The sequence below is a fragment of the Dyadobacter sp. genome (genome assembly GCF_051859145.1).
In the GTDB taxonomy this organism is placed as follows: domain Bacteria; phylum Bacteroidota; class Bacteroidia; order Cytophagales; family Spirosomataceae; genus Dyadobacter.
Window position 1 is genome coordinate 1 of sequence record NZ_JBHYGF010000117.1, and the last position, 10,438, is coordinate 10,438.

10 protein-coding genes are annotated in these 10,438 nt (G+C 45.8%); 4 read left to right on the top strand and 6 right to left on the bottom strand.

All coding sequences use genetic code 11. The features are described 5' to 3' along the window. Positions 1-26 precede the first annotated feature (26 nt). Positions 27-1,127, bottom strand: a complete 1,101-nt coding sequence (locus tag ACTIE6_RS08540; protein ID WP_439556236.1) for a hypothetical protein — start codon at positions 1,125-1,127, stop codon at positions 27-29. Between the two features lie 208 nt (positions 1,128-1,335). Between ACTIE6_RS08540 and ACTIE6_RS08545 the strand changes: the two genes are divergently transcribed. Both ACTIE6_RS08545 and ACTIE6_RS08550 read left to right on the top strand, forming a co-directional pair. Beyond that, positions 1,336-1,596, top strand: a complete 261-nt coding sequence (locus ACTIE6_RS08545; protein ID WP_439556237.1) for a hypothetical protein — start codon at positions 1,336-1,338, stop codon at positions 1,594-1,596. After that, a complete protein-coding gene (locus tag ACTIE6_RS08550) occupies positions 1,589-2,215 on the top strand; it encodes a zeta toxin family protein (protein WP_439556238.1) in 627 nt (208 codons plus the stop codon). Before ACTIE6_RS08545 ends, ACTIE6_RS08550 begins: the two co-directional genes overlap by 8 nt. A gap of 5 nt (positions 2,216-2,220) precedes the next feature. Here ACTIE6_RS08550 and ACTIE6_RS08555 read toward each other — a convergent pair whose 3' ends face one another. The 4 genes from ACTIE6_RS08555 to ACTIE6_RS08570 form a co-directional block, all read right to left on the bottom strand. Beyond that, a complete protein-coding gene (locus tag ACTIE6_RS08555) occupies positions 2,221-4,041 on the bottom strand; it encodes an STN and carboxypeptidase regulatory-like domain-containing protein (RefSeq protein WP_439556239.1) in 1,821 nt (606 codons plus the stop codon). A gap of 15 nt (positions 4,042-4,056) precedes the next feature. Beyond that, a complete protein-coding gene (locus tag ACTIE6_RS08560; protein ID WP_439556240.1) occupies positions 4,057-5,049 on the bottom strand; it encodes a FecR family protein in 993 nt (330 codons plus the stop codon). After that, on the bottom strand, positions 5,046-5,624 hold the full coding sequence (locus ACTIE6_RS08565; protein WP_439556241.1) for an RNA polymerase sigma-70 factor: 579 nt from the start codon (positions 5,622-5,624) through the stop codon (positions 5,046-5,048). The genes ACTIE6_RS08560 and ACTIE6_RS08565 overlap by 4 nt, the downstream gene beginning before the upstream one ends. Positions 5,625-5,728: 104 nt before the next feature. Beyond that, positions 5,729-6,001: a hypothetical protein gene (locus ACTIE6_RS08570; RefSeq protein ID WP_439556242.1), complete on the bottom strand. Its 273-nt coding sequence runs from the start codon at positions 5,999-6,001 to the stop codon at positions 5,729-5,731. Positions 6,002-6,202: 201 nt separating this feature from the next. On the opposite strand from ACTIE6_RS08570, the gene ACTIE6_RS08575 reads away from it, so the two are divergent. Beyond that, positions 6,203-7,135 carry a LysR substrate-binding domain-containing protein gene (locus ACTIE6_RS08575; protein WP_439556243.1) on the top strand — a complete coding sequence of 311 codons (933 nt, stop codon included), beginning with the start codon at positions 6,203-6,205 and terminating at the stop codon, positions 7,133-7,135. Positions 7,136-7,269: 134 nt separating this feature from the next. Here the strand turns inward: ACTIE6_RS08575 and ACTIE6_RS08580 are convergent, their stop codons facing one another. Next, complete coding sequence (locus ACTIE6_RS08580; protein ID WP_439556244.1) at positions 7,270-8,991, bottom strand: PHP domain-containing protein; 1,722 nt, start codon at positions 8,989-8,991, stop codon at positions 7,270-7,272. A gap of 234 nt (positions 8,992-9,225) precedes the next feature. On the opposite strand from ACTIE6_RS08580, the gene ACTIE6_RS08585 reads away from it, so the two are divergent. Continuing rightward, a partial coding sequence (locus ACTIE6_RS08585) for an AGE family epimerase/isomerase (protein WP_439556245.1) occupies positions 9,226-10,438 on the top strand: 1,213 nt, incomplete at its 3' end.

A 10,438-nucleotide genomic window follows, 5' to 3' on the forward strand; every position in this document is an offset into this window, starting at 1 on the left:
AATTTGGAGTAAAAACAGGAGCTATACTACAAAATGAGCTGTACACCTACATTGAATCCCAGGTATAAGCCGTGGAAATCCTCTGATTTATTATTCTTCCAAAGGTACTTGTCAACAAAGCTGAATTCTTCGCCACGTTCGTGTGTCGCATAGTTGACGGTAGGGCCTGCAAAGATCTCAAACCGGTTTCGTACTCTGTATGCGGGCAAAATACGTAGTGAACTCTTGTAAAAATTACCTTCGTCGAAGTCTGATAGCGTCTGGCTTACTGCCTCCACATTGATCCTGAACTGCTGTGAAAGTCCGATATGCGCGCCCAAACCTGCTTCTACTGCATACAGCGGTTTGTCATTATCTTTCAGGTTATATCCTACCCCTGCAATTCCGTACAAAACCCTTCCTCCGGACCGGAATGAAGCAATGCCTGTCATGGATTCGTCCAATGTGACTGCAATTGATTTCTCTCCGTTTTTAATGAAGTTGAACAATGCGATGGGATAGTCGCTGCTGTCGGCAATGTTGATCAAACCGGCTAACTGAATACCTTTCACTTTCTTCGCAATATTCATAAAACCGGAAATCTGTGCATTGGTAGTACCAGCCTTGTTGAGAAAGCCTGCTACCTGCGCGCCCTGCGCACTGTCTTTAACGATGTTGGTAAAACCGGCAATCTGCACAGAGTTGGATTTGCCGGTCAGGTTCATAAATCCGGCAATTTGCGCACCTTCTGCCTTATCTATGATGACATTGGAAAAACCTGCTATCTGCATGCCCTGCGCCGACTGACCGATGATGTTCACCGCACCAGCAATTTGGGCTCCATGTGCCGAGCCGCCGATGATATTGGCTGCGCCTGCTATTTGCGCACCATTCGCCTCCTTTTTAATCACATTGGCCGCACCGGAAATTGCAGCCCCGGTTTCATTGGCAGACAAGCCGGCAATAACATGTAGTGAAAAGCGGTTGGTATACTCAGCAGCACGCTGCCCGTTTGAACTGATTGGATATATAAGCCCCGCGTGAATGAGGGAAGTAGTGTCTTTTTGCGCGAATGCGTTTGTTGAGAAAGTAGTAACTGAAATAACTGCTACCAAAATTTTGAACAGTATTGCGAATGGAGTTTTCATAGTATTGTATTTAAACAGATGATTCAAATACATACAGCCAGTCGCGATCAATTCAATTGCAGGCCTTCAATGCTCTCTCGCCGCCGTATGTACAATACTGACAACTCGAATGCGGCTAACCCTAAAAATTTGAGGGATTTTTTTCTGTTTTTCTTATCAGTTTGATATATTCAACCTAAATACTTAAAGATAAAATCACTACCCATTTATGGAACAAGCAGACGAAACCAAGCTAAATCTCGGGATTGAAGAGCTTAGATTTAAGACTTTGGAGTCTGGATCTGTATTCATGATATGGGATGATGAATTCGCCGAAAACGAATTTATTCATGAGTATCCTGATGGTTCGATGAAGCTGATGCAAATCAGTACAGACGGACGCTACCCAATTGAAATAAGAACCTTAACGCTATCCGAAGCAGCTCAGATCAGAGAGAAACACGGTATCCCTGGCGTACTTTATGCCTGAACTTTTTGTAATTACGGGTCCTAACGGAGCTGGCAAATCTGTCCTGAGTACTAGCTTATTACCTGACTATGCAGATCTGGAAGTGTTTGATGGCGATAAAACCTTTTACAAATTTCTCGATCAGTTTTACAAGGAATTTAAAGTTTCCAAATATGCCAGAGAAAAGGCCGGGGAAGAGTTGATCCGCACCTTTGAGAGACTTGTTGAAGAGGCTATTGCGGCCAGCACAGATTTGGCGTATGAAGGACATTTTAGCGAAGCAACTTCATGGCGGGTAATTCAGCGGTTCAGAAGCGTTGGATATAGGATCCACTTCATCTTTCTGTCTCTACAGACGCTCGAATTGTCTTTCCAGCGAATCGCGACAAGGGTGATCCAGAGCGGTCACTATGTTCCTCCCATTCATATACGAGAGAATTTTTATGGCAATTTAAAAATGCTCGACAAGCATTTGCATCTGATCGATAATCTGAAAATAATCGATAATAGTGGCTACAAAGCTAATGTACTGCTCACAATGGAAGATCAAAAAATCATTTTTGTAAAGCCAGAGCTATCACGTCCCTGGCGACGGGAGCTCACTCCAAATATTTTCAGGAAAATTGAAGACTGCTGCTAATTTTATTACAACCTCCCATAACGCCAGCTAATGCCAGCTTGCCAGCCTAGCCAGGACGTGACTTTGTCGCTGATTTTATTAGAAGGATATCCCAATGGTGGAAAGGATTTGTAGCCGGGTTTACTTTCTTTTAAATCGTTGTAATAAAATGAATAAGCCGGGCCGGCGAAAATTACTATCCGCTTGGACGGCTTCCAGGTAGCAGCGACTTGCAGCCGGTGCATCACAGGCGTATTCTCCCAATCGCCCTGGAAAGTATTTAAGCTCATTAGCTCAGTAACAAAGCCAACTTTTCTGAATGGGAAGAACTCTTTTCCAAAGCCGGCGCCAAACTGGTAAGTCCTTTTTTGAGCACTTGCATCCGCACCGGCAGTGAGGATACTGTAAAACTTGTGCGTGCCCATTTTCCAGGCCACATTGAAAGGTGCTGTCTCCATTGTATAGACAGAAATATTCGAGGTGCTCCTTTTTATGATATTGATTAATCCAATGCTCACGCCGGAGGAACTATCGGCAATGTTGACAATACCTAATTGAAATCCGCGAAGGTTTTTGGCGTAATTAACAGTTCCCAGCTGCGTTCCACGCACTCCTGTTTTGGCAAGATTCACCCCGCCGGTAATCTGCATTCCGGACAATGTATTTTTCACAAGGTTGGCTGCACCGGAAACCTGGACTCCATTGAAGCTGCCGGTAGCCCGGTTGTATGCCCCGGAAATTTGAATTCCCTTAGCTTTGCCTTCCAACAGGTTTATAGCGCCTGCTATCTGTGCACCATTCAAACCCGCGCGGGTGCGGCTCAAAAAACCGCTGATCTGAACGCCCGCTGCATGTTTTTTTACAATGCCACTAAAACCTGATACCTGCACACCCGCAAGCGAGTCGATAATCTGATTATGGAAACCTGCGACCTGCACACCGTCCACTTTACCGGATACTACATTGAACACCCCCGCAATCTGCACGTAGCGCACATCCTGCCGCGAAATATTGAAACCGCCCGCGATCTCCGCGCCATTCACACCGGCGGTATAGCCGCCTAAAATATTAAGGGAGAACTTGTTAACAACCTGCGGGCTCATTCTTCCGTGTGTTCCCAAACCCGGCGTCAGCGAAGCCTGATAAGGAAGTGCAACGAAAAAGCGGCTGATATTCCGGCTCTGCATACGTGTTTTGGCCGAAAGGAACAGCCTCCCCAGCCAGGTTGATTCTCCTTCTGAATAGCGCACGATCAGCGGATCCAGCTCAACAGCTTTTTGATTGATCGACACGCGCATTTCTGTTTTTCCCGGATGGTCAAACACAATCGTTGTATCCGCGTAACCTACTTTGCTCACTACCACATGCACCGGAAACGCACGTTCTCTGACTTTCAAGCGAAAGTGTCCATCATCTTCCGACATGGTTGAAATTAGTAATTGCCGCGAGTAAACGCTCGCATAATCCACGGGTGCATTGGTTTCCTGGTCGATAATATAGCCGGTCAAAACCACGGTTCTGTCCCTTGCCGCCGGGAGTATGATCAGGTAATCCCCCTTTTCCTTATACTGGTATTTGTCTCCAAAAAGCTGAAAAAGAACTTCACTAACAGGCTTGCTGGTTACATTCAGACTGACCAGACTGTCGCCCGAAATGATATTGCTGTTGTAGGAAAAGTAAAAATTACCCTGGACACCAATCATCTTTAAAACCTCAGAAACCGGTTGCCCCTTCACAGAAATGGCAACCGGTTTGTTAAGTAATTGCTGGGCAAAGCTTGTAAGCGGAATTACAATAAGGATAATGGCCAGCCGTAAAGCACGAATGAAGCTAGAAGTCAAAATCATTCCGAAAGATAAGGGCTATTTCAAAATGATCTGCTTTTCCTTAGTTTGCGCGTCTATCCTGAAAGTTTCGCTGATTACGGTAATGATATCTTCCAGTGATTTTTGCTCAAAAGTAGTGTTGATAGCCAGATTACGGATTTTGTCATTTTCAATTACAATATCTGCATCATAAGCCTCATTCAGGATTTCAACCAGTCGCCAGAGCGGCGTACCGTTGCAGACAAGCTTGTTGGTACGGTAGTAATTATAAAACTCATCATCAGACTGCTGCTTTATCAAACTCCTCGATTCGTGAGATGCGGTTGCTTTTTCCCTGGGTTTCACCCTGATCTTTTTCGCATGCTGCGCCACTTCCACCAACCCGGTCTCCACGATTACCTCGGTTTGTTTTGCATTGTCCTTCACATTGAATGAAGTACCCACTACCCGCACCGTCACATTGTTGACCGAGATAATAAAAGGCTTGCTTTTATCGGGTTGTACATCAAAAAACGCCTCTCCCGACAATGCGACCTGCCTCGTTCCCCCATTGAATTCTTTCGGATAAGTGATCGAAGATTTCCGGTTTAAAGTGACCACAGAACCATCAGGCAAAGTATCAGTCAGGGTTTGTTCACCGGAAGCTATCGTGATTTGCTCGCTTTGGCGCTGATCTTCAACCCACAGATAAGTTAGCCAGCCCGCACAAGCTGCGAATAGGATACTCGCCGCAATCCTGAACAGTGAAAAGCCGCGCTTTGCATTTAAAGACACAACCCTTCCAGGCTTCTGTTGCTCCTTATTCACGCGGTTTTTAAACCTCTCCCAGGCCGCATTCTCATCTACTTTACTAACCAGTTCCAGCTGTTTACTCTGGTTCCAGATCAATTCAAAATCCTCAAAATAGCGCAGGTTATCATCGCTGTCCGACAACCATTGATTAATTTCCATTTGTTCGGCGACCGTAGCTTCATCAAGCAGCGACTTGACGAGCAGATCATCTATAGGCCGGTCTAATTCTTGTTTCATGACTGGTTAACTAAGAAAAATATAAGGAATGATGCTGGCAGAAAGTCGACCAGTTTTAGTCTTAAAAGCCGCAATGCTTTGCCCATTTGATTCTCCACAGTTTTAACGGGCAGTTCCAGCCGCTCGGCTATTTCGTGGTATTTGAGTTCTTCAAAGCGCGACATCTGGAAAATCGTCCTGCATTTTTCGGGAAGCTCCTTTAATGCAGTATCAAGTCTTCGTTCCAGTTCTGCGAGCTCAATACCGTGAGATGCATTGTCGGAATGATCCATTTGGTGGATCGCGTAGGTTTGATAAGCGTCGCGCACCTTTAAATGCTTGATATAGTTCAGACTTTCGTGGTAGACGGAACGATACAGGTACCCGCTGAGCGACTCGCGGATTTCAAGCTGCTCCGCCTTTTCCCAAAGCCGGCAAAAGACATTCTGCACCATTTCTTCTGCCATGAAATCATCCCGGAGTATCGTGCAGGCATAAGCATGAAGTCCTTTAAAGTGTTTTTTGAAAATCCGTTCAAACTCCGTCTCCCTGTCCCTGCTCAGAATTGTTGCATGATCGGCTAAGGCTGCATCCATTGCATTCATTGATTTTATAATAGAAAAGCGCCCGACTTGGGTTGTTCATTGGAATGACAACCAGCCGGGCGCTTACCCTAATTTTTCCGGAAAGAATAAATTACCTAGTTCTTCTTTGCCCTTGTTGAATCTGCTTTGTTTGAGTTATAGCGTTTATCGGGTGTTCCGTCCTTTTTCAGGTTCTTGTTTTCGCTGTACCGCTTGTCGGGCGTGCCGTCCTTTTTTAGTTTTTTATTCTCTGCATATCTTTTGTCTGGCGTGCCGTCCTTCTTGGTTTTAAGAGCAGTTTTGTCTTTGTCCTGAACGGTAGTTTGTGCGATTGTTGGAGCTGTCAGCGCAAGAAATGCAAGCATGACGAGCATTTTGAGATTTTTCATAATCTGAAATTTAAAGTGAGCGATAGTTTGAAAAGCTAATTTAGAAGAGTAAGCAAGAAAATCGCGCCGGAAATCACCAAAAACTAAAATTTAATAAAGCTTTAATGCTAATGAAAGTTAAATCAATGAGGCTGATGCGAGCAGATTTCATATAAGCAGAATCTATTTTTTACCTTCGCATGATAGATAAGAGCAACGCCTATGAACATTCAACAGCTGGAATATATTGTCGCAGTAGACAATTACCGGCATTTCGTGCAGGCCGCAGAACATTGCAATGTAACCCAGCCTACTTTGTCAATGATGATCAGAAAGCTGGAAGAAGAACTTTCAGTGAAAATTTTCGACCGTACCAAACAGCCCATTGTACCAACCGGAATCGGTCGCGAGATTATTGACCAGGCCAAGACTATTCTGCGGGAAACTTCCCGAATGAATGAAATTGCAAAGCATTTTAATGGAGACCTTTCCGGCGAGCTGCGTGTGGGAGTGATACCTACCGTCGCACCTTACCTGTTGCCGCATTTTGTTAATCCTTTCATTGCTGAATATCCCGAAATCAAGCTGCACGTTTCGGAAATGATTACGGAGAAGATTATCTCCGAACTGAAAATGGGCAATCTGGATGTAGGTATTATCGCTTCGCTGTCCGAAGAAAGCAGCTTGCAGGAGCTCCCTTTATATAAAGAGCGCTTTTTTGCATTTGTTTCTGAAAACACGGACCTGTACAACAAGCAATACATTTTACCTACGGATATTGAACCCAATGAACTCTGGCTGCTGGAAGAGGGACATTGTTTCAGGACGCAGATCCAGCGCCTGTGCGAGCTAAGCCGTAACAGTCAGTTTGGCAGCAGTTTCAGCTATCGTTCCGGTAGTATGGAAACATTGATCAGAATGGTAGAACGCAATGGTGGAATTACAATTTTGCCCGAAATGGCAGTTATGGAGCTATCGGAAGAACGCAAAAAACACATCCGCCACTTCCGCTTCCCCGAACCAGCACGCGAAGTGTGCCTTATTGTCAACCGGGAACAAATGAAAACAAGATTGATCGACGCACTAAAGCAAGGAATCATTAATCATCTTCCAGCTGAGATTTACCAGCAGGAACATGGGTTGAAGGTTTTTTGAGTTTATGAGTTTGGAGTTTATGAGTTTTGAGTTAGTAAGTTAGCGAGTTAGTGAGTTAGTAAGTTTTAAGTTTGAAGTCTGAGGTTTGAAGCCTGAGGTTTGAAGTTTGAAGTCTGAGGTTTGAAGTCTGAACTTTACGCTTTCACTCCCTCTCTCCTCTTCCTCAAATACTCCTCCATTTTCACCAAATCAAATGCATTGAAAGTCATATCTTTTGTCAGCCCGCCTTTTCTGGCGTTGGCTACGCCGTAGTGCATATCCTGGTAGCCTTCCATGGCGTGGGCGTCGGGGTTGATGCTGAGTAACACACCTTTTTCCATACAATACGAAATCCAGCGCCAGTCGATATCCAGCCGCCACGGTGATGCATTGATTTCTATCACCACCTGGTTTGCCGCGCAGGCATCTATAATCACTTTATGGTCAATCGGATAACCTTCTCGTGACAGCAGGAGTCTGCCTGTGGGGTGACCGAGTATCGTGGTATATGGATTTTCAATGGCTTTTAGCAGCCGCGCGGTCGCTTTTTCCTGCGACATTGTGAGGTTACTGTGTACAGAAGCTACAATGTAATCGAAGGAAGCAAGTATCTCGGTCGAGTAATCCAGGGAACCGTCACCGAGGATATCCGATTCTATTCCCTTTAATATCTTGAATGGTTTGGCGGGGTTTTCGGCAGCAAAGCGTGCATTCAGTTTTTCAATTTCCTGGTGCTGGCTGAGTACCTGTTCAATGGAAAGTCCCTGTGCGTAAACTGCTGTTTGCGAGTGATCGGCAATGCCGAGGTACTCAAAGCCTAGGTCACGGCAATGCACTGCCATTTGCTCCAATGTATGCTGGCCATCGGAATAAGTACTGTGGTTGTGCAGGATCCCGCGGAGATCGTCCCAGGTTATCAGTTCTTCGGTTTTATGTTTTTCAGCCCAGATAAATTCCTCTGCGCCTTCGCGCATTTCGGGTACTATATAAGGAAAGCCTGCTTTCTCATAAATGGCGGCTTCGGAATCCGCATTCTCGTAATAAGCCTGACGCCAGATCGAAGTCCCGGAAGCATTTTGGAAACCAAGATGTTCTGCGTCAGCAGTTTCAAGGAAAAGTTCGTTGATTGCACGCTCGGGTTTTACAGCCACAATTTCAACCGCCACTGCCACATCCTGCACATTACCCCGCCAGACAAATGGAGAAGATTGCTTTTCATTTTGCACGAGCCAGTCAATTTCGCCAATTGTATTTTGTAACAAAGCCGGCGAGTCGGTCACTGCCAGAATGCGGATTGTATCTACGATCTCGGATTTACGACGGATATCTCCGGCCGCCTCTACCGGTTCAAACGTTTTTCTTAATTCGGCAATGATCGCATTAGCCACCGCTTCCGCCTTATCCATTCTGAGCTTACCCGCCTGATCTTTCAGGAAAGCAAGTGAGTCGAGTATCTTTTGCTGGATGCTACCTCCAAAGCCTTTCAGCTTTGCAACAGCCCCATTGAGACAGGCGAGTTCCAGTTCGTGCAGGTTATCAATGCCAAGCTCCTTCCAGAGTACAGCGATTTTTTTCGGACCAATCCCCTTTATATTGAACATTTCCATTACCCCCAGCGGCGTGTTGCTGATGAGTTCTTCCAGCTCGGGGAATGTGCCTGTGCGGGCGATCTGCGCGATTTTGGCGGCAGTACTTTTTCCTACTCCCTGTAATTTGGTGAGCTCAGCCTCACTCATAGCGCTCAGCTCGCCTTCCTTGTATTTGTCAAGGTAAAATGCAGCTACCGAATAGCCTTTGATTTTGAACGGATCTGCACCGTGCAGTTCGAGCAATTTGGCAGTAAGTTCAAGGATCTCGACGATTTCGGAGTTGCTCATAGGAAGTATATCAAAAGAATGTTCTGCGAATTAAAAAGTATGTACCAGCATTTGCAAATCAATTGCCGCTTACCTCGCCACCGAATGCACCTCAGTAGTTATTTTATCGGCCTGACTTACCTAGTAGATCTGGCCTGAGCGGGTTTACGGATTGTTTTAATACAATAAATTCCGGCAGATAGTCCATTTGCGCAAAACAGCAGTTAAATCAAAAAACTTACCATTTTATACCCGATGAACATTGAACAGTTAAAAAGCTACCGAGCCGAAATCCACAACCATTTAACGAACGAACTCCTGCCATTTTGGGAAAACAGGTGCGTTGACAAAGAAAACGGCGGTTTTATCACACACTTCGACAATGCAGGAAATGACTCAGGTGAAGATGAAAAATCGTTGATCGCGCAAACACGCACTGTTTTTACATTCTCCTCTGCACACCGCGCCGGCTACGGCGAAGGAAGATATGTTGAAATCGCCAGGCACGGGGTTGACTTCCTGATTGATAAAATGTGGGACAAGGAACACGGCGGTTTTTACTGGCTGATGGACCGCAAAGGCAATGTAAAAATTGACGAAAAGATCATTTACGGTCACAGTTTCGCCATGTACAGTCTCGCCGAGTACACGCTTGCAACCGGCGACCCGCGCGGTTTGGAATATGCCGAGAAGGTTTTCGACCTGCTTCAAAAACACGGTGCGGATACTTACTACGGCGGATACTTCGAAATGTTCCACCGCAACTGGGATCTGAAAGGCCCGGGTCCGGCAGGCGGCGACCGAAAAACGCTCGATGCGCACATGCATTTAATGGAAGCTTTTACAACATTGTATGAAGCAAGCCAGCAGCAGGTACACAAACGCAAGCTGTTGGAGATTATACAATTATTGATCAACAAGATCATGCACCCGGTATATAAAACGGGCATCCCGCAATTCTGGGCAGATTGGACAGTTGCGCCGCAAATCAAGTTCGACATTATCTGGGGTTGGGACAGGTTCAGCGAAGATGGAATGAAAAGCTCCGCAGAAGACAATACCAGCTACGGACACAATGTAGAATTTGCGTGGCTGCTGATGCACGCACTGGATATTGCCGGCATTTCTTATGATGATTACCGCGAACAGTTACTCGCTTCATTTGATCACGCGGTAGAACATGGTATCGATTGGGAATTTGGAGGTGTGTATGTGGAAGGCTCGCACGCGGGCGAGGTTTACGATCGGGAAAAAGAGTTCTGGCAGCAGGCTGAGGTCATTATCGGAATGCTGGATGCATACCGTGTTTATGGGGACGAAAAATACCTGAAAGCCTACGACGCTACTCACCGTTTTGTATTCGACCACATGATCCATTCGGAAGTTGGCGAGTGGCTGCCGCTACTTACGCGTCAGGGCGAGCCGATCTGGAAACACATGAGCCACTCCTGGAAAGTAAACTATCATT

Bases quoted from the DNA above. Each gene is read 5' to 3' on its own strand.
- ACTIE6_RS08540 (WP_439556236.1), bottom strand. From the start codon at position 1,127: ATGAAAACTCCATTCGCAATACTGTTCAAAATTTTGGTAGCAGTTATT.
- ACTIE6_RS08545 (WP_439556237.1), top strand. From the start codon at position 1,336: ATGGAACAAGCAGACGAAACCAAGCTAAATCTCGGGATTGAAGAGCTT.
- ACTIE6_RS08550 (WP_439556238.1), top strand. From the start codon at position 1,589: ATGCCTGAACTTTTTGTAATTACGGGTCCTAACGGAGCTGGCAAATCT.
- ACTIE6_RS08555 (WP_439556239.1), bottom strand. From the start codon at position 4,041: ATGATTTTGACTTCTAGCTTCATTCGTGCTTTACGGCTGGCCATTATC.
- ACTIE6_RS08560 (WP_439556240.1), bottom strand. From the start codon at position 5,049: ATGAAACAAGAATTAGACCGGCCTATAGATGATCTGCTCGTCAAGTCG.
- ACTIE6_RS08565 (WP_439556241.1), bottom strand. From the start codon at position 5,624: ATGGATGCAGCCTTAGCCGATCATGCAACAATTCTGAGCAGGGACAGG.
- ACTIE6_RS08570 (WP_439556242.1), bottom strand. From the start codon at position 6,001: ATGAAAAATCTCAAAATGCTCGTCATGCTTGCATTTCTTGCGCTGACA.
- ACTIE6_RS08575 (WP_439556243.1), top strand. From the start codon at position 6,203: ATGAACATTCAACAGCTGGAATATATTGTCGCAGTAGACAATTACCGG.
- ACTIE6_RS08580 (WP_439556244.1), bottom strand. From the start codon at position 8,991: ATGAGCAACTCCGAAATCGTCGAGATCCTTGAACTTACTGCCAAATTG.